A 19918-nucleotide genomic window follows, 5' to 3' on the forward strand; every position below is an offset into this window, starting at 1 on the left:
CCGCCGTATACGGATCCGTACGTACGGTGGTGTGAGAGGTCGGTAATTGAAATAATCAATTACCTCCTACTCGATTTGAATTGTAAAGGCGTTAGGCCAGGGTCCCCATTGGATCCCATGGTTTCAGGACGATTGGCTCTTGGGCCTGGGCCTGGCGCTGCTTGTCGGAGAGGTACTTCTTATTGATGACGATCTGGTAGCAGTACTTGTCCATCCAATCATCGCTCATCACGAAGTAGCCCTTGTGACCGACCTTGTTGCCCCAGGAATTTTCAACCTTCCACTTGGTTGGCTTGCCGTCAACAATGTCAACCCCGGTCAGCACCATCGCGTGGTCCATCATGCTCTGACCGTAATCCAGCGCATCGGCCTTGGTCATGTCCAGATCCATGTCGAAGAGGGCGTTGTAGTCGTAGGTGTTTAGAGCCATGATCCCCAGCTTGGTCTCGGAGTACTTGACGACATCGGAACCAAACCAAACACTCTCGCCATGCTTGAGCTGCTTGATGGCCAGGTCCTTGAACTCGTCCATTGGCAGGTTCAGGTGCTTGATCTGCCGGCCGCCGACCACGTTGCCGAGCATGTCGATCGTGTAGGTCTTGTGGTACTTCTTGTCAGCGGTTGGAGCCTGGATGATGGAAACGTAGTCGTCGAGGTTCCAGCCGATGTACTTCTTGAAGAATTCCCGTGGCGTCAGGTTGGCATCACGGTGGAATTCGTTGGCCTTCTTAGTCCGGTATTCGAAGTCGAAGTGGGTGCTTGGTTCACCAAAGGCGTAGGCCAGCATCCGGTAGACCTCGTTCAGCATCGTGGTCCGCTTGGCGTCCAGCTCATCCTGGCTGGCGTGGTCCTCGTTGACCATCTTACGGAGGATGACGGCATCATGACGCAGCTTATTGTTGAGGACACTGTCGATGCCCCGGGAGTTGTTGGAATTGAATGATTCTGGCATGGCAGACTTTGGCATGACCCCGTACTTTTCGATCAAGGCACAGAGCATGTCCCACTGGCCACCATCGTTTTGCGGTTCGGCCATCAGCCAAGCGACCTTACGACTATCCGTGGCCTTGTGGGCCGTCTTCAGGACGTTTTCGTAGAAGTAGTTGGCCTTTTCAAACTTGTCCCAGAAGAACTGGTAGGACTGGGAGAGTTCGAAGTCGTCCGGCAGGTTGTACTTCTGCTGCATTTCGTGGCGCATGGTGTTCAAAGCGGCAAACATCCAGCAGCGACCGGACTGCTTCTGGTCAGCAACATCCCCGGTCTTCAGGTCAATTGAGAAGTGGGGATCGTTGTCCTGGATGGCGTGCCAGTTGAAGCTCGCGTTGCGGACCCCGTTCTTGGTGACTGCGTTTTCGATCACGTGGCTGTCACGGCGGTTGTCATAATCGGCGCGGAAACGTTTGATATCATCTTTTTTAATCTTAAAAGCCATAAAAAGACCTCCTCATTATTCTTACTATTCTATTATAGGGGAATCGGCGAACGGGGGAAAGCCGGACCGCTTATCGTTACCGAGTGTTAAGGAATGGCAAGAAAAAGAACCCTCAGCAATGTGCTGGGGGCTCGATTCTTGATTATCGAAATTTAATTTTAACGGGCGTGGAGTACCTTTGGACCTTCGTCGGTACCCACGATGACGTCGTTAACCCGGTTGAGGAAGAGACCCGTCTCAACAATGCCGACCATGTGGATCAGTTCATCGGCCAGAGCGGCTGGGTGGTCGATCTCTTCGAGGTGCAGGTCGATGATGTAGTTATTTTCATCAGAACGGAACTTCTTGTCACCGTCCATCCGCCAGGTTGGCTTGTAGCCCTTCTTTTCCAGACGGTTGAAGACATGTTGACTACCGAATGGGATGACTTCAACGGGAAGCGGGAACTTGCCCAACTTGTGGACCAGCTTGCTTTGGTCAACAATCCACATTACCTTGTCGGAAACGTTGGCCACGATCTTTTCCCAGAGGAGGGCGCCACCGCCACCTTTGATTCCTTGGAAGTCGTCGCTGATCTCGTCAGCCCCGTCGATGGTCAGGTCGATGTGGTCGACGTCATCGAGGTTCTTAATGGTGATGCCGAGGCTCTCGGCCTGCTTGGTGGTCCGGCTGGAGGTCGTTACCCCGATGATGTTGGTCAGGTTACCGGCTTGGACCTGCTTACCGAGCTCGTCGACCATGTAGCGGACGGTGGACCCAGTCCCGAGACCGACGATCATGCCGGACTTGATGTACTTAACTGATTCCTTACCCGTTTGGGCCTTTAATTCGTCTTGGTTCATTTAGTATTCCTCCTATGCTAAAAACGATCTTCTGGTAATAACAAACGCTGATATTCCGGATGCCGCTTGAATTGCTGGGTTGCGTAGGGACACATCAGTTTGACGGTCCATCCCTGGTCGCTGGCGTACTTGATAAAACGTTTTACGAGAACAGCCGCGATCTCCCTACCACGGTAGTCAGGATGGACAAAGACGCGTTCGACAACGACCCGGTCGGGGTAGCCATCGACAGCGGGGAAACTGATCTCACCAACAAATGGCTGGTGGTCATCGCTGGCAACAATCCGGTGATCCTCAATTTGATATTGCAAAGTGATCACATCCATTCATGATCAATTTTCCGTAAAGTAATCGCAAAAGTCAAGCCTAAGCAATACCATTACTAAAGGTTCTATCTTATAATATTTAAACAGTGATTTAATTCGATGAGGTGAATGCAATGAAACGCGGATTTAAGGTAGTTTCCAAGAGACAGGGGCAGGGAATCAACCCGCCCCAGCGGCAGACGGCCAACGCGGCCGGTTATGATTTCGAGGCAGCTGAGGACTTTACCTTGCCATCTATCTGGAAGGGTAACTTCATCAAGGCTCTCTGGACGATCTACCAGCAAAAGAAGTTGACGGATGCCGACTTTACGGCTGCCGATGCTGCCCTGAAACCCTACTTAGTGCCGACGGGCATCAAGGCCTACATGCAGCCGAACGAATTTCTCCTACTGGCTGATCGGTCGAGTGGTCCCCTGAAGCGGCGCCTGGTCCTGCCAAACGGGGTCGGGATCGTGGATGCCGACTACTATGACAACGACAGCAACGAAGGCGAGATCTTCTTCCAGCTGATCAACTATGGCCTGCGGGACTACCACATCAAGAAGGGCGAGCGGATTGGTCAGGGGATCTTCATTCCTTATCTGCTCGCCGATGATGAGAAACAGCCGACTGCCCAACGGACGGGTGGCTTTGGTTCAACCCAAAAGTAAGGAGCAAAGATAATGGCAAAGGTAAGAACACAGTATGTTTGCCAAAACTGCGGCTATAACTCACCGCGCTACCTGGGCCGCTGCCCGAACTGCGGGGAGTGGAACACCTTCGTCGAGGAACAGGTGCAGAGCAGCGGTTCCTCGACCACCAAGGCCAAGACAACTACGCTGACCGGCCTGGTAGCCAAGCCGCAGAAGATCAGCGAGATTAACAGCCAGGAGACCCCCCGGGTGAAGACCCGGCTCAACGAACTCAACCGGGTCCTCGGGGGCGGAATCGTGCCCGGCTCCCTGATCCTGATCGGTGGGGACCCCGGGATCGGAAAGTCAACCCTCCTTCTCCAGGTTTCCGGCCAACTGAGCGATGACCACCACAAGGTCCTCTACGTTTCAGGGGAAGAGAGCGGCACCCAGATCAAGATGCGGGCGGAACGGCTCCACGTGGCTGGGGATAACTTCTACGTTTACCCGGAGACCAATATGGATAGCATCCGCGACACGATCCACGACCTCAAGCCGGAGTTTGTCGTGATCGACTCCGTGCAGACGATGCAGGCCACAGATGTCAGCTCGGCGATCGGGAGCGTCTCCCAGATCCGGGAGGTCACGGCTCAACTGATGCAGATCGCCAAGAGCAATAACATCACGATCTTCGTAGTGGGCCACGTCACCAAGGGCGGGGCGCTCGCGGGACCCAAGATCCTGGAGCACATGGTGGACACGGTTCTCTACTTTGAGGGGGACCTGCACCACACCTACCGGATTCTGCGGTCAGTGAAGAACCGTTTCGGCTCCACCAACGAGCTGGGGATCTTCGAGATGCACACGAACGGGCTGACCGAGGTTAAGAACCCATCTGAGATTTTCCTGGAGGAACGCCTGCGGGATGCCACCGGATCAGCTGTGGTGGTCTCACTGGAAGGGACCCGGCCGATCCTGGTCGAGATTCAGGCCCTGGTTACGCCAACGGTTTACGGAAACGCCCAGCGAACCGCTACCGGTCTGAGCCGGAACCGTGTATCATTGATTATGGCGGTGCTGGAGAAGCGGGCTAATTTGATGCTGCAGAACCAGGATGCCTACCTGAAGGCGGCCGGGGGGGTTAAGCTGGATGAGCCGGCGATTGACCTGGCCATTGCCGTGGCAATCGCGTCGAGCTACCGCGATAAGGGAACACGACCGAGCGATGCCTTTGTCGGGGAAGTCGGGTTGACCGGTGAGATTCGCCGGGTCAACCGGATCGAGCAGCGGGTGGCCGAGGCCCAGAAGCTGGGCTTCCAGCGGATCTTCGTGCCGAAGAACAACCTGAAGGGCTGGAACCCGCCGACCGGCATTGAGGTCATTGGGGTGACGACCCTGCGTGAGGCCCTGCGCCTGGCACTGGCCTAAAAATTTAATAAAGGAGGAACCAAAATGCGAAAACGGATTGTAGTTGCAATCTACGTCCTGGTCGGGGCAATGGTCGGTTTCTACTATCTGCCCCTACTGTGGGACGTACTGAAGTTGCACTTTGCACTCCCGTTGTTGGTATTTCTAGATATTATTATTGGTGCACTTATTTTCTGGCTATTAGGATTGCTATTGGCCAAACCAACAATGAGACTGCTTGCGCAAATTGAGCGGGAACTGACGAGGAAGAACCCGCTCTACCTGATTTTCGGTGCGTTGTTGACGATCCTCGGTCTGGTCCTGGCGGTACTGATTTCAATCCCGCTCTGGCAGACCAATATCCCGGTAGTTAACAATGTTTTGCCGATCCTGTTGATGTTGCTGTTCAGTTACCTTGGCTTCCGAATTGGGACCACCCGGGTAGATGAATGGAAGAAGCTGTTAACCCGTAAAGTCCAGCGCAACGATGATAATGGCGAGATGATTGACCGCCACGATGCCAATTACCACCACTACAAGATCCTGGACACCAACATCCTGATTGACGGCCGAATTTACGATCTGGTCAAGACGGGCTTTCTTGAAGGGACCCTGTTAGTGCCTAACTTTGTTCTCTATGAGTTGCAATACATTGCTGACTCCGGCGAGAGCATCAAGCGGGTGCGGGGCCGGCGCGGTCTGGACATCTTAAATAAGCTGCGGAGCGAGAAAATTGTGCCCGTTGAAATGTACGAGGGGGACTTCGAGGATATCCCTGAGGTTGACAGCAAGCTGATTGCCCTGGCCAAGAAGGTCAACGGGGCGATTGTCACGAACGACTACAACCTCAACAAGGTGATCCAGTTCCAGAACGTCGATGTTTTAAACATCAATAATCTGGCGAAGTCACTGCGGCCCCGGGTCATTCCGGGCGAAACCCTCAACGTCGTGGTCGTCAAGAAGGGGACCGAACGGCAGCAAGGGGTTGCCTATTTAGATGACGGAACGATGGTCGTGGTTGAGGATGGCCGCTACTTCATGAACAAGCCGATTGAAGTTGAGGTCACCAGTGCCCTGCAGACGGATGCCGGTCGGATGATCTTTGCCCGGCCGCTGCACTCCCAGCGGGGAATCGATGAACAGTCCAAGTCTAAGGACAAGGGTAATTCCAATAATTCAAAGAAGAAATAGTAAAAAAGGAGATCGCACACGGGGCGATCTCCTTTTTGAGTCAAAATAGCCAAAAGAAAAGGACGGCCTGGGATCAGCCGCCCTCATAATAGGGAGTATTACGAAAACTTGGGGGAGATTTCGTAATGATTATTTTTTCGGTTACTATTGGGAGGAGTAATTGAAAAATAATAGGTTTCATTGATGTAGCAAAGCTCTTTCTTTACTACGCTTATTATACTAACAGCAGAATGTGAAGAAATTATGACCAAAGTCTTAAAGAACTTTTCAACCGCCGAAATTCTCAATCGGGCGCGGATCGGAACGGTTTGTGGTAAGATTAAAGAAGCAATTTGCAAGTAAATTATGAGGGAGCAGATAATATGCTAACAATTTATAATACGCTGACCAGGAAAAAAGAAGAGTTTAAGCCGCTGCATCCAGGCGTTGTTAACATGTATGTCTGTGGCCCGACGGTTTACAATTACATTCACATCGGCAATGCCCGTTCGGCAATTGCTTTTGACACAGTGCGGCGCTACCTGGAATTTAAGGGCTACAAGGTGAACTACGTCTCCAACTTTACCGACGTTGATGACAAGATGATCAAGGCGGCCCACGAGCAGGGCATTACGGTGCCCCAGCTGGCAGAGAAGTACATCAATGCCTTCATGGAGGACACGACAGCCATCAATATTGAGCCGGCGACCCTGCATCCGCGGGCAACGGAAAACATCCCCGACATCATTAAATTCGTCAGCGGCCTGATCGACAAGGGCTATGCCTACGAGAAGAACGGCGACGTTTACTACCGGGCCCGGAAGTTCAAGCACTATGGACAGTTGTCCGGCCAGTCGATTGACGACCTTGAAGTCGGGGCCAGTGAGCACGTCAGCACCGATGAGGTCGATAAGAAGGAAGACCCGATGGACTTTGCTCTCTGGAAGGCCGCTAAGCCTGGTGAAATCAGCTGGGATTCCCCATGGGGCAAGGGCCGTCCCGGCTGGCACATCGAGTGCTCCGTGATGTCCACCAAGTACCTCGGCAAGACCATCGATATTCACGCCGGGGGCCAGGACCTCGAGTTCCCGCACCACGAAAACGAGATTGCCCAGAGTGAAGCTGAGAATGGCCAGCAGTTTGTCCGCTATTGGATGCACAACGGGTTTGTCACCATCGGCAAGGACAACGAGAAGATGAGCAAGTCCTTGCACAACTTCATCACCGTCCACGACATCATCAAGCAGGTCGAACCGCAGGTACTGCGCTTCTTCATGGCGACGACTCAGTACCGGCGGCCAATCCAGTACAGTGAGGATAACCTGGTTGATGCCAAGAACAACCTCGACCACATCCAGACGGCCTATGACAACCTGACCTACCGGGAACAGGATGCCCAGGCCGGCGGGGATGCTGAGGTGGACGCCAAGCTGGCCGCCTTTAAGCAGCGCTTCACCGATGCCATGGATGACGATATCAATGTTCAAAACGGGATTGCCGTGGTCTATGAGCTGGTCAAGTGCGCCAACGTTTATGCCCAAAAGGACCAGGTCAACGCCGATGCCCTGGCAGCTCTGAAGTCCACTCTGGCGACGCTGATGAGCATCTTCGGGGTCAAGCTGACGGCTTCCGATAACCAGATCGATGACGACCAGATCAAGCAGCTGATTGAGGCGCGGAACGAGGCCCGGAAGAACAAGAACTTCGCCCGCAGTGACCAAATTCGGGACGACCTGAAGAAGCAGGGGATTATTCTTGAAGATACCCCGCAGGGAACCCGGTACAAGAAGGAGTAAATTAATCATTACAATGGAAAAAGCAGACTATCGACAACTAAACGGCATCGCCCTGGCCTACCTCGGTGATGCGGTCTACGAGGTGTTCATTCGCCAACACCTGCTGAGCACGGGGCTGAGCAAGCCCACCAAGCTCCAGCACATCGCCACCCACTACGTTTCCGCCAAGGCCCAGGCAGCGTTGATCGACCTGATGAAGGAAGACGACCTGTTGGCGGACGAGGAGTGGGCCTACTTCAAGCGGGGCCGCAATGCCAACAGCCACACTCACGCCAAGCACACCGCCGTTCTGACCTACCGGATCTCGACCGGCTTTGAGGCCCTGATGGGGTACCTCCAGCTTTCGGGCCAGCAGGAACGGCTGAACGAACTGGCAGAATGGTGCATCAAACAAGTGGAAACGGGGCGGACAAAACATGAAGACTGAAAACACTGACTTTATCATCGGCCGGCACCCGGCGATCATGGCCCTCAAGTCGGACCAGGAGATCAACAAGGTCTTTATCCAATCAGGATTGAAGGCTGATGCCATCGCCCAGATCATCAAGCTAGCCAAGGAAAAACGGCTGGTCATCTCCAACGTTCCTAAGAACAAGCTGGATATGATGACCGACCACCAGAACCACCAAGGGGTTGCCCTGGCAGTGGCGGCCTACCAATATGCCACCATCGACGATCTCTTCGATAATGCGGCCAAGCACGGTGAGGATCCCTTCTTCTTGATCCTGGACGAACTGGAAGATCCTCACAACCTGGGTTCCATCATTCGGACGGCCGACGCAGCCGGGGTTCACGGGATCATCATTCCGCGGCGGCGGGCAGTCGGCCTGACCTCCGTGGTGGCCAAGACCTCGACTGGGGCGATCGAACACGTTCCAGTGGCCCGGGTCACTAACCTGGTCCAGACAGCTAAGGAGCTCCAGGACCGGGGCGTTTGGCTCTTCGGTACCGACATGAAGGGGAAGGACTACCGGACCTGGGATGCCCATGGCGCCGTGGCATTAGTTATCGGCAATGAAGGGAAGGGCATTTCCGCCCTCCTGAAGAAGACCTGCGATGAGATGCTGACAATCCCGATGATCGGGCACGTTCAGAGTCTGAATGCCAGTGTGGCGGCCAGCCTCTTGATCTACCAAGGATTCAACTCCCGGCACCCGTTAAAGTAAAATAAGAAATGACGAAGGGGCGGCTTCCTGATGAGAGGCCGTCCCTTTTGTGTCCGCTTTCACTTATCGCTATTCAGTGAGTTGCGAATATTGAAAAAAGAAGTAACTATAATGATCAATTATCCCTTTTGTGTCGACTTATCGCTGGGTATACCGTTCGATTAGCCGTTCCGTTAAACCAAAAAAACGACTATTGCCTGATGAGACAGTTTGTTAAATTAATATCAGACACGTGGATTTTACGAAAATAGGCGCTAAATTGAAAGCGCTTTTCGACGGCCGATGGGGAAGGTAAATACCATGCTGGGCGGAAACTAGCAGGCGACGAGCACTAGTTGAAATCGTGACGGGTCAATTACTTTAGGAGGGGGCAATGCAGATATGCACTGCACCGATAAGACCAAACATAAGTTTCAAGATCAAAAGGGAGTAAAGATCCTGGTGGATGCCAGGAAAGGCAAGGACAAGGAATTTCAAGCCCTGTTTAAGCAGTACTGGCCGCTGGTTCGCCGGCTCTGGCAGGAGTATTATGTCGCCGACCTGGAACTTGACGATTGGTACCAAGAGGCTGAAATAGTCCTGGTGCGGGTCCTCAAGGGCTACCGCGGCGGTTCGATGATCAAGTTCGCCGGTTTCTATAAGCAAAGTCTGATCAACCGGCTGCTGGACCTTTACCGGGCCCGCCAGGCCTGCAAACGAATTCCGGCTAGTCAATTGTCCTCATTGGGGGATGAGGACGCTAACCTGCTGGTGGATGGACACCACGACCGGCCGGAAGACATCGTATATTGCCAGAAGTGCTTGGCGGCCTTCATGCAACGGTGTTCAAACTTTGAGCGGCAGGTGATCATCCTGCTTCATCAGGGTGCCAGCATAGCCGAAATCGAGGAAAAACTGGGTTGCGATGAACGCAAGATTCGCAGTGCACTGACCCGTAGCCGGCGTAAACTGATTGCTGAGTTGCGGCGGAAATATTAAGAACTACTGACGGCCAGGCAGACAGGAAAACCGCTGCCTGGCTTTTTGAATTGATTTGGTTGATTTAAATATAAAACTCGTGCTAACCTATTACTGAATGGAGGCGGCAGTATGTCCCAACGAAAAGTTGCCTTGGAATGTACCAAGTGCGGTGCGCGCAATTACACGATCACCGCTAATCCGCAGCGACAATCACGATTAGAACTACGTAAATTCTGCAAGCACTGCGGTGAATACACACTTCACCGTGAGAGTAAGTAGGTGGAGGCAAGGATGCACTTAATTCGATTTATCAAGAGTGTTAACCATGAGATGAAGCTGGTTGTTTGGCCAACTGCAAAGGAAAACCGGCGCGACACGACGATCGTCATTTCACTGACGTTGTTCTTCGTCCTGTTCTTTGCCCTGTTTGATTGGTTGATTCAATTATTAATGAAGCTGTTTGTCTAAGATTAAGATGTGGTCAAACAGCGGGTTGTCTGTTATACTAAGCTTTGGTGAACTTCGTGACGAGCGGGGTTTTTTATTTTGGTAAAAATTCAAAACAGCATTAATCTTTAAGGAGGATTTATCGTGGAATCACATGAAAAACGTTGGTATGTCTTGCATACTTACTCCGGTTACGAAAACCGGGTTAAGAGCAACCTGGAATCCCGGGCACAGTCAATGGGGATGCAGGACTACATCTTTCGGGTAGTTGTCGCAAACGAGACCGTTCGGCAAGTGAAGGATGGCCAGGCCAAGGAAGTCGTTGAAAATACCTTCCCCGGTTACGTCCTGGTTGAAATGATCATGACCGACCAGGCATGGTACATTGCCCGGAACACGCCCGGCGTTACTGGTTTCTTAGGTTCCCACGGTGGTGGTTCCAAGCCAACGCCGCTGCTTCCTGAAGAAGTGGAACGGATTATGAAGCGGATGGGTGCCGAGATCACCGTCAGCGACCTGGACGTCAAGGAAGGCGACACGGTCAAGGTCATCGCCGGACCATTCGCGGACCTGACTGGTAAGGTGACCGAAGTTGACCACGAAAAGCAAAAGCTCAAGGTTAACGTTGAGATGTTCGGCCGGGAAACGTCGGCTGAACTGGGCTTTGACCAGGTTGACACCACTGTTGATTAATCGCTGAAAACGAACTTGAAATTGTGAGATAACTGTGGTATGTTTCTATGGTATGCTATTCGACATACTGTGGGAGAGGTAAATTTTCTGCCTCATCATGACCACAACACGGACTAAGGAGGTTTTGTCTCGTGGCAAAGAAAGTAGCTAACGTTGTCAAGTTGCAAATCCCTGCCGGTGCGGCTACCCCAGCTCCACCAGTAGGTCCTGCACTTGGACAAGCAGGTATTAACATCATGGGCTTCACTAAGGAATTCAACGCACGGACTGCAGACCAAAAGGGTATGCTGATCCCAGTTGTAATTACCGTTTACGAGGACCGTTCATTTGACTTCATTACTAAGACGCCACCTGCTGCTGTCTTACTGAAGAAGGCCGCTGGTGTTGAACACGGTTCCGGTGAACCTAACACGAACAAGGTTGCTTCTGTAACCAAGGACCAAGTTAAGGAAATCGCCGAAACTAAGATGCAAGATCTAAACGCAGCTGACGTAGAAGCAGCTATGCGCATGATTGAAGGTACTGCACGCAGCATGGGCTTCACTGTTGAAGACTAGTTGTTAAGCAGTCCGGACGTATTATCAAAGTAATACGTCTCCGTGGGAGGTATTAACTCCGCTAGACCACATTTGCAAGGAGGAAAACACAAGATGGCTAAGAATCGTGGTAAGAAGTACCAAGACGCGCTTAAAAAGGTTGACAGCAAGAAGGAATACGCTGTTAACGACGCGGTTCAATTAGTAAAAGATATTGACTTCGCTAACTTTGACGCAACCGTTGAAGTTGCATTTAACTTAAACGTTGACACTAAGCAAGCTGATCAACAATTACGTGGCGCTGTTGTTTTGCCAAACGGTACTGGTAAGGACCAAACCGTTATCGTATTTGCTGAAGGTGAAAACGCCAAGGCTGCCCAAGATGCCGGTGCTGACTTTGTCGGCTCTGACGACTTGGTTGAAAAGATCCAAGACGGCTGGCTCGACTTTGATGTTGCTATCGCAACGCCAAACATGATGCCTAAGGTAGGTCGTTTGGGTCGGGTCCTTGGTCCTAAGGGCTTAATGCCAAACCCAAAGACTGGTACGGTTACGATGGACGTTGCCAAGGCTGTTTCTGACGCCAAGGCTGGTCAAGTTACCTACCGGACTGACCGTGATGGTAACGTTGCTGTACCATTCGGTAAGGTTTCCTTCGACACTGACAAGCTGGTTGAAAACCTGAAGACGTTGGAAGACATCGTTGTTAAGGCTCGTCCTGCTTCAGTACGGGGAACTTACATCAAGCACGCTTCAATCGCCTCAACTTTTGGCCCAAGCGTTACGCTTGATCTTTCTTCATTCTAATATGAAGAAAAAAGAGTCGATCGCATTCGGCTCTTTTTTAGTTTTAAATAAAAAGACGCATTGCCGGCAAAACGGTAATGCGTCTTTTGGTGGATGAAAGGATAATAGGTAGGTAAGGGATTACTGAACTGTCAGTTCAACGTCCCCGAGACCGTGATCGAAGTGGACGCGCCAGTGGCCTTGGACCAGCTTTGGCGGTAGGACAAAGGTTCCTGAAGAGACTAGCTGTCCCTGCCGGAATTGCTTATCCTGATCCGCCAGTTTGCGGACGAGCCATTGGAGGGAGTTCAATGGATTACCGAGGACCTCAGAAGATGTGCCAGAGTCGAGCTGGCGATCGCCGAGAAAGAGCTGAGCGCTTACGGTTGCCAGCTCGTCAACCGCGGCAAAGACCTGGTCGCTTGCTTGCTCGTTTCCGTAGACCACTCGGCCGCCCACAGCACAATCGGCCATCACGTTGTACTTGCCAAGGCTGGGGAACCAGTCGGCAAAACGGGCGTCGGGAAGCTCAAGGGCGCCCGCAACAGTTGTCTTATGCAACAGGTCCTCGAGGCTATCGTCGGGGCTCAGGTCTTCCTTGGCGCGGAATGCCAACTCTACCTCGACGAGCGGTTCCATCATCTCCGCCAGTCGGACCGTTGCCGGCGCAGGCAGGAAGCGCCGATCTACTTGCTGGCCATAAAGCGGCGAATCGGCATCGAACATGTCCTGGGTCTGCTTACTGGTGAGCGAGACCTTGTATCCGCCGACGGGCAGGCCCTTTAATTTCATGACCTGGTCCTGGACGGCATAGGCGGTGTCGTCATCGGTGACCACCCCTGTCCAGTCCCTTTCGTGAAGGGGCGTGCCGGAACGGTCGGCTTCAAAGAGTGCTTGTGCAAAGTCTAATTGGTGTTGGTTAAGTTTTGTCATCGTCATTTACCTCCTGAAGTTAATGACCATGGTACTCACTGCTGCCAATCTCCTATCAAGATGAGCACCATGGATCTTGTTGAGTGTTGAATAATGTTATTAATATCGTCAATGCTACTAATGTCGCTTTCTTGCATTATGCTCACCTCGCCGTTAATTATTTCAAAAACAAACAAAAAATCCCTTAAGCATCGAAATGCTTAAAGGACGAATAAATCGCGGTACCACCTTTTCTTCATGGAAAGAATCCACCTCAGTCAGACAAATAATCTGCTGCCAGGGTAATGGTTGGCGACCAGGCCGACTTACTGTTATTCAGTGACCAACTTGCAGGTGATCTCGGGAGTGGGCCCGCGGCTAACTTTCACCAACCGTTAGCTCTCTGTTGCCAGTACCCACCGCGAATTCCTGCGCGCTGTTTTTTGCTTGTAATTAAGTTTAGCTAAACTATACTCATCATTTTCTAATCTGTCAACAAGAAATTTAATAAATCGCCGGTCAAAAAGTTTTTTGCGGTGGACCAGTTAATGAAGAGACTGCTTCGTCCGGCCCTTGAAATTGCAGATAATTTAATTCAATGCTTAACAAGCAAGGGCAACTAGTGTATACTACTTGCCAACAGCTGTTTTATTAAAAAATAATTAAAAATCAGTTGAAGTTTATTAAGAGGAGTGACGACAATGACAAAGTTTAACTATTCTAAACGAGTTCCAGCAGATGGCACGGATGCGGTGGGCACGATCCTAAAGGCAGCAGCGGATCCGCAAATTATTTCATTTGCTGGTGGGTTGCCAGCTCCTGAACTTTTTCCCGTTAAGGAGATGAAGGAAGCTGTCGACCGAGTCTTCGCAAAACACGGTCAGGAAGCCATGCAATACGGGGCTGCCAAGGGGGTTACCGCCCTGCGCAAGCTGATCCAAAAACACGTTAAGGACAAAGAGGACGTGGATGCCGAACTTGAAAATGTGTTAGTGACGACCGGTTCCGAACAGGTATTGGACCTGGTCGGCAAGGCCTTCGTCGACCCTGGTGACACCGTCTTAGTTGAGCAGCCGACCTACCTGTGCGCCCTGGACGTCTTCAAGACCTACGGGGCTAACTTTGCGGGCGTGGAGATGGATGAGCAGGGGATGAAGATGGATGCATTGGAAGAGGCATTGAAGTCCCATCCAAACACGAAACTGATTTACACGGTACCAAACTTCCAAAACCCAACTGGCCGCACGATGGCTCTGGAACGCCGCAAGCAGCTGGCCGAGCTGGCGGCTAAGTACGACGTCTACGTCCTGGAAGACAACCCGTACGGTGAGATTCGCTTTGCCGGCCAACATGTGCCGGCCGTGAAGTCCTTCGACCAGACCGGCCACGTCTTCTACATGAGTACCTTCTCCAAGACCCTGGCGCCTGGCTTCCGTTTGGGCTGGCTGGTCGCTGATGAGGACGTCGTCAACAAGCTGACCGTCCTGAAGCAGTCAGCGGACCTGCACACCGATAACTTGGCCCAGTATGCGGTCGTGGAGTTCTTGCAAAACAACGACCTCGATGCCCACGTCAAGGAGATCAGTGACCTCTACGGCAAGCGCAAGCAGTTGATGGTCGATGGGATCAAGAAGTACTTCCCAGCCGGGGTCAAGTACACGGATCCCGAGGGTGGAATGTTCCTTTGGGTTGAAGTGCCTGGGGTGGACGATACCGTTGCCCTCTTTAAGGAATGCCTGAAGCACAACGTTGCCTTCGTACCCGGTGACCCATTCTTTGCCGGCGCCGCCCAGCCTGGAACCTTCCGTCTGAACTACTCCAATGCCCAGGAGGATAAGATCACGGCGGGGATGAAGCAGCTCGGTGCCGCCCTCCAGGATGCCGTGGCGAAGTGATGATATTCAGCGAGTAATTAACATTTTTGAAAACCCCTGAGGGATACAGCTAGGCTATGCTGTATCCCTTTTTAGTTTATTCAAATATCAAATGGTTGGGGATCAAGGAAAAGTATTTTATAATCAAGTGTTAGTCAACTATCATATAATAAGTAACTCGTTGAAAGAAGGGAAAATTGTGGCAATTCTCAAACAGCTCGGCTGGTTCTTCCGCCAGCAGTGGCGGCAGTACCTCGGCGGGGTGGTCGCGCTGATCTTGGTGGCGATTTGCAACGTCGTTCCGGCACGGATCATTGGAAACGTGGTCGACGCCATCAGTGCCCACCGAGTAGTTTTAGGCTGGTTGCTGGTCCAAATAGGCATCATGGTTAGTGCCGCCTTGATTCAGTACTTTCTCCGCTTTGCCTGGCAAAAGCTTCTCTATGGCAGTTCATATGTTTTGGAGCGGCAGCTGCGCAGCCAGCTCTTTCACCATTTCATGGTCATGGACCCGAGTTTCTACCAGCGCTGGCGGACCGGTGACTTGATGGCCCACGCCACCAATGACGTTGAGGCGGTCCGGGAGGTGGCTAGCTACGGGATCCTGACGCTGGCCGACTCGGTCATCACCGGGGGATCAATGATCATTGCGATGGGGGCCTTCGTCAGCTGGCGGCTGACTGTTATCACCCTCCTGCCGCTCCCCCTGCTGGTGGTTTTGTCCCATCACCTGGGGAATAAGATTCACGATGCTTACGGGCGTGCCCAGCAGGCTTTTGGCCGGCTCAACAATAAGACTCAGGAAAGTATCAGCGGAATCAAGGTAGTCCAGTCACTTGGGGAAGAGGAGGCCGACCTGGCTGACTTTCACCATTACGTTCAACAGGTCCTCCATACCAACTTACGGGCCTACTTCTGGGACGCGCTGTTCAGTCCAGCCACCACGCTGATCATGGGGATGGCCTACATCATCGCGATCGGTGTCGGCGGCTGGGCCGTGGGACAAGGGCAGCTATCGGTTGGACAGTTGGTCACGATGATCACCTACCTTGGCGAACTGGTCTGGCCACTGTTTGCGATCGGGACCCTGTTCAATACCCTGGAGCGGGGACGGGCCAGCTATGACCGGATTAATGCCCTGCTAGCCGAGAAACCGGCTTGGCTTCCGGCCCCCGCGGGGGTGTCGGTTCCAACAGGAAACATGGCGGTGGCCATCGACCATTTTTCATACCCGGAAGAAAAGGATGATGTCCTTCACGATGTCCGCTTTAAGATTCCGGCCGGGGCTAAGATCGGCCTGGTCGGACCGACAGGGAGCGGCAAGTCAACCTTGTTGCGTCTGCTGGTGCGTGATTTTGACCATTACCAGGGGAAGATCAGTGTTGCCGGTCAGGACATCCGGCAGCTTCCCCTTGAAGGCTACCGGCAACGGGTAGCCTATGTGCCCCAGAACAGTTTTCTTTTTTCAACCACCGTTGAGCGTAACCTCCGCTTTGGCAACCCCGCAGCCAGTACGCAACGCCTCCACCAGGTGACGGCGGCGGTCGCGATGGCTGACGAGGTGACGGTAATGCCGGAACAATACCAGACCACGGTTGGTCAGGATGGAACGAACCTCTCTGGTGGGCAAAAACAACGTCTGGCACTAGGACGGGCTCTGATGAAGGATGCCCAGTTGCTGGTGCTCGATGCCCCCCTCTCGGCGGTTGATGCCGAGACGGCGGAACAAATTGAACAGCGCCTGGAGCAGGGGCGTCAGTCACTGGTCATGGCGACGAGCCGGCTGAGCGCGGTTAGTCAGCTCGACTGGCTGATTGTCATGGAAAAGGGAACCATTACGGAACAGGGGAAGCCGGCGGCACTCGCCAACCGGCCGGGCTGGTACCGTGATACCTTGCAAGAACAGTTGCGGCGCAAGAGATTGGAGGATGACCTGAATGGACAAACAGACTAAGTTGACCCACCGCCGGCAGCGGGCCGTTTTGCGCCGAATTTTCCGGGCAGCCCGGCCTTTCTGGTGGCAATTCACCCTTGCAATTGTCGTGGCTGTAGTCCTCAGTGTCGTTAACCTCCTCTTACCCCGGCTGATCCAGTTCTACATCGACCACTACCTGCGCCATGGCCCGGTTCTATTGAAGTGGATCATCATGTTTGCCGGGATTTACCTGGCCTTAACGATTATCCGGGCCCTCTTGCAATTTATCCAAGCCTACAGCTTTGCGGTGGGTGCGGAACGAACCCTGGAGAGCCTGCGGGACCGGTTGATTCGCCATATTTACTTCCTGGGGATGCGCTTCTTTGATGAGACTCCGGTGGGGGAGATTGTCTCTCGGGCGACCAATGACACCAAGGCCCTCTACAATTTTTGGAACCTGATCCTAAACCTGGTCGTCGCCTTAACCGGCCTGGTCGCATCCTTTGTAGCCATGTACATGGTGAGCCCGCTGCTGGCCTGGCTGACCCTGGGCCTGCTGCTGGTAATCGTTCTGCTGGTGCGGTGGTACCAGAAACTCAGTGTGCCCGTCTACCAGCGGGTTCGGGCGAGCCTCAGCCGGTTGAATACGCAGATCAATGATGCCCTGGGCGGGATTGAGATCATCCAGCAATTCGGCCAGCAGCACCGCCTGGCGACGGACTTTGACCAGGAGAACAACCGCTATTTCGGTTATCGCAACCACTTGATCAACTTCGACTCCTTCCTCCTGTACCCGATTGTCAGCCTGATGTTCATTCTGGCGGAGACGGCGACCCTGGGTTACTTTGGCTGGCACAGTGAGCAGACGATGGTGGCCGCCGGGGTGGTCTACGCCTTCGTCGCCTACCAGCAGAACTTCTTCAACCCCCTGACCAGCGTGATGGAGAACCTCGCAACCTTCCAGGAGGGGATTGTGGCCGGTGACCGGATCTTTACCCTGCTGGACCGGCCATCAACCCAGCCGACTCAAAGGGATGAACCTCTACAGGTCACGGCGGGAAGGATCGAGTTCCGGCACGTGACCTTTGGCTATGACCCGCAGAAGCCGGTCTTGAAGGACATCTCCTTTACGGTTGAGCCGGGGCAGCTGGTCGCCCTGGTTGGGCACACCGGGAGCGGGAAGAGTTCGATCATCAACCTGCTGATGCGCTTTTATGAATTTCAGGCGGGGCAAATCCTGATTGACGGTAAAGACATCCGCCGCTACCCGTTGCGGGAACTGCGGCACCGCCTGGGCTTAGTGGTCCAGGAGCCCATTATCTTCTACGGGACGGTGGCCCACAACATCGGGATGTTTACCGACGAACAGGACCTGACAAACATCCGCCGAGCCGCCAAGCTGGTCAACGCCGACAGTTTTATCGAACAGCTCCCCCGCAAGTACGACACTCTGCTGACTGAGGGCGGGAGCAACCTCTCGACCGGTCAGCGCCAGCTGATTGCCTTTGCCCGGGTGATGGCCCGCCATCCACGGGTCCTGATCTTGGACGAGGCCACGGCTAGCATCGATTCGCACACAGAGAAGATGATCACGGCCGGTATCAATGAGATGAGCAGGGAGCAGACGACCATTGCCATTGCCCACCGGCTTTCAACCATCCGGGATGCCGACCAGATTCTAGTCCTGCGCGACGGCCGAATCGTTGAACGGGGCCGGCACGACGAGCTGATGGCCCAGAATGGCTACTACGCGAAGATGGTCCGCCTGCAGGAAGCAGAAAAATAGAAAAATCCCTTTACAGAAGCGGGCAGGGCATGTTAAACTAACAAAGTTGATTAAATATGACTCTGCCTAAGACTCAGGTGGCGTAAGCCTTAATTCGTACCTGCCGAGGAAGAAATGCAAATTCCTTCTCTATGTCTGCGGTCATAGGGATTTTTTATTAAATCCGATCAAAATACATTGCAGGAGGTGAAAATTCATGAGTGAAGCAGCTATTGCTAAGAAGGCTGAAATCGTTAAGAACACTCAGGCTATGCTTAACGACGCACAATCAGCTATCGTTGTTGACTACCGTGGTTTGACGGTTGCCGAAGTTACTGACTTGCGTAAGCAACTTCGTGACGCCGGTGTTAAGATGTCAGTTATCAAGAACAAGATTCTTGACCGGGCCGTTGAAGGCACTGACTACGAAGACCTCAAGAGCACTTTTGTTGGTCCTACTGCTGTGGCTTTCTCAAACGAAGACCCAATCGCACCAGCAAAGATCTTGAAGAAGTTCGCCGATGACCACGACGCTCTTGAAATCAAGGGTGGCTTCATCGAAAAGAGTGTTAAGACTCTCGACGAAATCAACGAATACGCTTCTATGCCAAGTCGCGAAGAACTGTTGTCAATGCTTGCATCTGCACTGCAAGACCCAATGCGGAAGATTGCCCGTGCAGTCAAGGCCGTTGCCGACAAGGAAGACGAAGCCGCATAATTGCCGTATTAAGATTAAATATCAAATTAAAATCAATTACCTAAATATTGGAGGAAATAAACATGGCTTTTGATAAGGATGCTATCATTGCTTCATTAAAGGAAGCATCAATTTCTGACCTTAACGACCTCGTTAAGGCTATCGAAGACGAATTCGACGTTTCTGCAGCTGCTCCAGTTGCTGTTGCCGGTGCTGCCGGTGGCGACGCTGCTGCTAAGGACAGCTTCACTGTTGAATTGACTGAACCAGGTGCTGCCAAGGTTAAGGTTATCAAGGCTGTTAAGGACATCACTGGTGTCGGCCTGAAGGATGCTAAGGACCTTGTTGACAACGCTCCTTCAGCTATCAAGGAAGACGTTAAGGAAGACGAAGCTAACGACATCAAGGAAAAGCTTGAAGCCGCTGGTGCTACTGTTACCCTTAAGTAGTCTTATATTCATTAATACAGAAAAGACCGCTGTTTGGCGGTCTTTTTCTTTTTAAACATGGCTCTTTGTCAATCGGTAAGGATGAAGAGATTTTTGAGAACTAGACTAAGCCACTTTGGCTTTTGGTCTAGTTC

Annotated in this window: 21 protein-coding genes and 1 other annotated feature; of the genes, 17 read left to right on the plus strand and 4 right to left on the minus strand. The window is 52.6% G+C overall.

The annotated features are described in order from the left end of the window. Positions 1-91: 91 nt before the first annotated feature. The 3 genes from QOS10_RS06545 to QOS10_RS06555 all read right to left on the minus strand — a co-directional run bounded on the left by QOS10_RS06545 (position 92) and on the right by QOS10_RS06555 (position 2600). Positions 92-1432, minus strand: coding sequence for a C1 family peptidase (locus tag QOS10_RS06545; RefSeq protein WP_283594602.1), 1341 nt, complete (start codon positions 1430-1432; stop codon positions 92-94). A gap of 158 nt (positions 1433-1590) precedes the next feature. After that, complete coding sequence (rpiA, locus tag QOS10_RS06550; protein ID WP_283594603.1) at positions 1591-2274, minus strand: ribose-5-phosphate isomerase RpiA; 684 nt, start codon at positions 2272-2274, stop codon at positions 1591-1593. 17 nt (positions 2275-2291) lie between these two features. Beyond that, positions 2292-2600, minus strand: coding sequence for a GNAT family N-acetyltransferase (locus QOS10_RS06555; protein WP_408621584.1), 309 nt, complete (start codon positions 2598-2600; stop codon positions 2292-2294). A gap of 113 nt (positions 2601-2713) precedes the next feature. Between QOS10_RS06555 and QOS10_RS06560 the strand changes: the two genes are divergently transcribed. The 12 genes from QOS10_RS06560 to rplA all read left to right on the plus strand — a co-directional run bounded on the left by QOS10_RS06560 (position 2714) and on the right by rplA (position 12193). Next, the gene (locus QOS10_RS06560) at positions 2714-3250 is read left to right on the plus strand and encodes a dCTP deaminase/dUTPase family protein (RefSeq protein ID WP_283594605.1); all 537 of its coding nucleotides are present in this window, start codon (positions 2714-2716) and stop codon (positions 3248-3250) included. Between the two features lie 12 nt (positions 3251-3262). Continuing rightward, positions 3263-4639: a DNA repair protein RadA gene (gene radA / locus QOS10_RS06565; RefSeq protein WP_283594606.1), complete on the plus strand. Its 1377-nt coding sequence runs from the start codon at positions 3263-3265 to the stop codon at positions 4637-4639. Between the two features lie 24 nt (positions 4640-4663). After that, the gene (locus QOS10_RS06570; RefSeq protein WP_283594608.1) at positions 4664-5809 is read left to right on the plus strand and encodes a PIN/TRAM domain-containing protein; all 1146 of its coding nucleotides are present in this window, start codon (positions 4664-4666) and stop codon (positions 5807-5809) included. Between the two features lie 362 nt (positions 5810-6171). Continuing rightward, positions 6172-7584, plus strand: coding sequence for a cysteine--tRNA ligase (gene cysS, locus QOS10_RS06575; RefSeq protein WP_283594610.1), 1413 nt, complete (start codon positions 6172-6174; stop codon positions 7582-7584). Between the two features lie 13 nt (positions 7585-7597). Then, the gene (locus QOS10_RS06580; RefSeq protein WP_283594611.1) at positions 7598-8011 is read left to right on the plus strand and encodes a Mini-ribonuclease 3; all 414 of its coding nucleotides are present in this window, start codon (positions 7598-7600) and stop codon (positions 8009-8011) included. After that, positions 8001-8750: a 23S rRNA (guanosine(2251)-2'-O)-methyltransferase RlmB gene (gene rlmB, locus QOS10_RS06585; protein ID WP_283594613.1), complete on the plus strand. Its 750-nt coding sequence runs from the start codon at positions 8001-8003 to the stop codon at positions 8748-8750. Before QOS10_RS06580 ends, rlmB begins: the two co-directional genes overlap by 11 nt. A gap of 381 nt (positions 8751-9131) precedes the next feature. After that, positions 9132-9728 (plus strand): RNA polymerase sigma factor, encoded by a 597-nt coding sequence (locus tag QOS10_RS06590; protein ID WP_283594615.1) that lies wholly within the window; start codon positions 9132-9134, stop codon positions 9726-9728. Between the two features lie 111 nt (positions 9729-9839). Beyond that, positions 9840-9989, plus strand: coding sequence for a 50S ribosomal protein L33 (gene rpmG / locus QOS10_RS06595; protein ID WP_283594616.1), 150 nt, complete (start codon positions 9840-9842; stop codon positions 9987-9989). A 12-nt stretch (positions 9990-10001) separates the two neighbouring features. After that, positions 10002-10178 (plus strand): preprotein translocase subunit SecE, encoded by a 177-nt coding sequence (secE, locus tag QOS10_RS06600; protein WP_057807490.1) that lies wholly within the window; start codon positions 10002-10004, stop codon positions 10176-10178. 123 nt (positions 10179-10301) lie between these two features. Continuing rightward, positions 10302-10850, plus strand: a complete 549-nt coding sequence (gene nusG / locus QOS10_RS06605) for a transcription termination/antitermination protein NusG (protein WP_104688470.1) — start codon at positions 10302-10304, stop codon at positions 10848-10850. A 131-nt stretch (positions 10851-10981) separates the two neighbouring features. Next, positions 10982-11407, plus strand: a complete 426-nt coding sequence (gene rplK, locus QOS10_RS06610; RefSeq protein WP_104688469.1) for a 50S ribosomal protein L11 — start codon at positions 10982-10984, stop codon at positions 11405-11407. Positions 11408-11500: 93 nt separating this feature from the next. Beyond that, a complete protein-coding gene (gene rplA / locus QOS10_RS06615) occupies positions 11501-12193 on the plus strand; it encodes a 50S ribosomal protein L1 (RefSeq protein ID WP_283594620.1) in 693 nt (230 codons plus the stop codon). A 120-nt stretch (positions 12194-12313) separates the two neighbouring features. Here rplA and QOS10_RS06620 read toward each other — a convergent pair whose 3' ends face one another. After that, on the minus strand, positions 12314-13105 hold the full coding sequence (locus tag QOS10_RS06620; RefSeq protein ID WP_283594621.1) for a 2-keto-4-pentenoate hydratase: 792 nt from the start codon (positions 13103-13105) through the stop codon (positions 12314-12316). A gap of 680 nt (positions 13106-13785) precedes the next feature. Between QOS10_RS06620 and QOS10_RS06625 the strand changes: the two genes are divergently transcribed. The 5 genes from QOS10_RS06625 to rplL all read left to right on the plus strand — a co-directional run bounded on the left by QOS10_RS06625 (position 13786) and on the right by rplL (position 19784). Beyond that, positions 13786-14979: an aminotransferase-like domain-containing protein gene (locus QOS10_RS06625; RefSeq protein ID WP_283594622.1), complete on the plus strand. Its 1194-nt coding sequence runs from the start codon at positions 13786-13788 to the stop codon at positions 14977-14979. A 178-nt stretch (positions 14980-15157) separates the two neighbouring features. Next, positions 15158-16912, plus strand: coding sequence for an ABC transporter ATP-binding protein (locus tag QOS10_RS06630; RefSeq protein WP_283594623.1), 1755 nt, complete (start codon positions 15158-15160; stop codon positions 16910-16912). Beyond that, the gene (locus tag QOS10_RS06635; RefSeq protein WP_283594625.1) at positions 16896-18659 is read left to right on the plus strand and encodes an ABC transporter ATP-binding protein; all 1764 of its coding nucleotides are present in this window, start codon (positions 16896-16898) and stop codon (positions 18657-18659) included. The genes QOS10_RS06630 and QOS10_RS06635 overlap by 17 nt, the downstream gene beginning before the upstream one ends. 47 nt (positions 18660-18706) lie before the next feature. Further along, positions 18707-18824 (plus strand) — a sequence feature (ribosomal protein L10 leader region). Between the two features lie 31 nt (positions 18825-18855). Continuing rightward, entirely contained in the window at positions 18856-19356 is a 501-nt protein-coding gene (gene rplJ / locus QOS10_RS06640) for a 50S ribosomal protein L10 (protein WP_283594626.1), read from the plus strand. A 62-nt stretch (positions 19357-19418) separates the two neighbouring features. Continuing rightward, positions 19419-19784: a 50S ribosomal protein L7/L12 gene (gene rplL, locus QOS10_RS06645; RefSeq protein ID WP_283594627.1), complete on the plus strand. Its 366-nt coding sequence runs from the start codon at positions 19419-19421 to the stop codon at positions 19782-19784. Positions 19785-19918: the final 134 nt, after the last annotated feature.

It is taken from the genome of Limosilactobacillus galli (genome assembly GCF_947381495.1).
GTDB classification, from domain to species: Bacteria; Bacillota; Bacilli; order Lactobacillales; family Lactobacillaceae; genus Limosilactobacillus; species Limosilactobacillus galli.

What these genes read in the sequence shown, in the direction of transcription:
- QOS10_RS06625 (WP_283594622.1), top strand. Translation starts at nt 13,786, where the DNA reads ATGACAAAGTTTAACTATTCTAAACGAGTTCCAGCAGATGGCACGGAT.
- rplJ (WP_283594626.1), top strand. Translation starts at nt 18,856, where the DNA reads ATGAGTGAAGCAGCTATTGCTAAGAAGGCTGAAATCGTTAAGAACACT.
- cysS (WP_283594610.1), top strand. Translation starts at nt 6,172, where the DNA reads ATGCTAACAATTTATAATACGCTGACCAGGAAAAAAGAAGAGTTTAAG.
- QOS10_RS06590 (WP_283594615.1), top strand. Translation starts at nt 9,132, where the DNA reads ATGCACTGCACCGATAAGACCAAACATAAGTTTCAAGATCAAAAGGGA.
- QOS10_RS06560 (WP_283594605.1), top strand. Translation starts at nt 2,714, where the DNA reads ATGAAACGCGGATTTAAGGTAGTTTCCAAGAGACAGGGGCAGGGAATC.
- rlmB (WP_283594613.1), top strand. Translation starts at nt 8,001, where the DNA reads ATGAAGACTGAAAACACTGACTTTATCATCGGCCGGCACCCGGCGATC.
- QOS10_RS06570 (WP_283594608.1), top strand. Translation starts at nt 4,664, where the DNA reads ATGCGAAAACGGATTGTAGTTGCAATCTACGTCCTGGTCGGGGCAATG.
- QOS10_RS06620 (WP_283594621.1), bottom strand. Translation starts at nt 13,105, where the DNA reads ATGACAAAACTTAACCAACACCAATTAGACTTTGCACAAGCACTCTTT.
- QOS10_RS06580 (WP_283594611.1), top strand. Translation starts at nt 7,598, where the DNA reads ATGGAAAAAGCAGACTATCGACAACTAAACGGCATCGCCCTGGCCTAC.
- rplL (WP_283594627.1), top strand. Translation starts at nt 19,419, where the DNA reads ATGGCTTTTGATAAGGATGCTATCATTGCTTCATTAAAGGAAGCATCA.
- rpmG (WP_283594616.1), top strand. Translation starts at nt 9,840, where the DNA reads ATGTCCCAACGAAAAGTTGCCTTGGAATGTACCAAGTGCGGTGCGCGC.
- QOS10_RS06635 (WP_283594625.1), top strand. Translation starts at nt 16,896, where the DNA reads ATGGACAAACAGACTAAGTTGACCCACCGCCGGCAGCGGGCCGTTTTG.
- rpiA (WP_283594603.1), bottom strand. Translation starts at nt 2,274, where the DNA reads ATGAACCAAGACGAATTAAAGGCCCAAACGGGTAAGGAATCAGTTAAG.
- secE (WP_057807490.1), top strand. Translation starts at nt 10,002, where the DNA reads ATGCACTTAATTCGATTTATCAAGAGTGTTAACCATGAGATGAAGCTG.
- radA (WP_283594606.1), top strand. Translation starts at nt 3,263, where the DNA reads ATGGCAAAGGTAAGAACACAGTATGTTTGCCAAAACTGCGGCTATAAC.
- QOS10_RS06545 (WP_283594602.1), bottom strand. Translation starts at nt 1,432, where the DNA reads ATGGCTTTTAAGATTAAAAAAGATGATATCAAACGTTTCCGCGCCGAT.
- QOS10_RS06555 (WP_408621584.1), bottom strand. Translation starts at nt 2,600, where the DNA reads ATGGATGTGATCACTTTGCAATATCAAATTGAGGATCACCGGATTGTT.
- rplA (WP_283594620.1), top strand. Translation starts at nt 11,501, where the DNA reads ATGGCTAAGAATCGTGGTAAGAAGTACCAAGACGCGCTTAAAAAGGTT.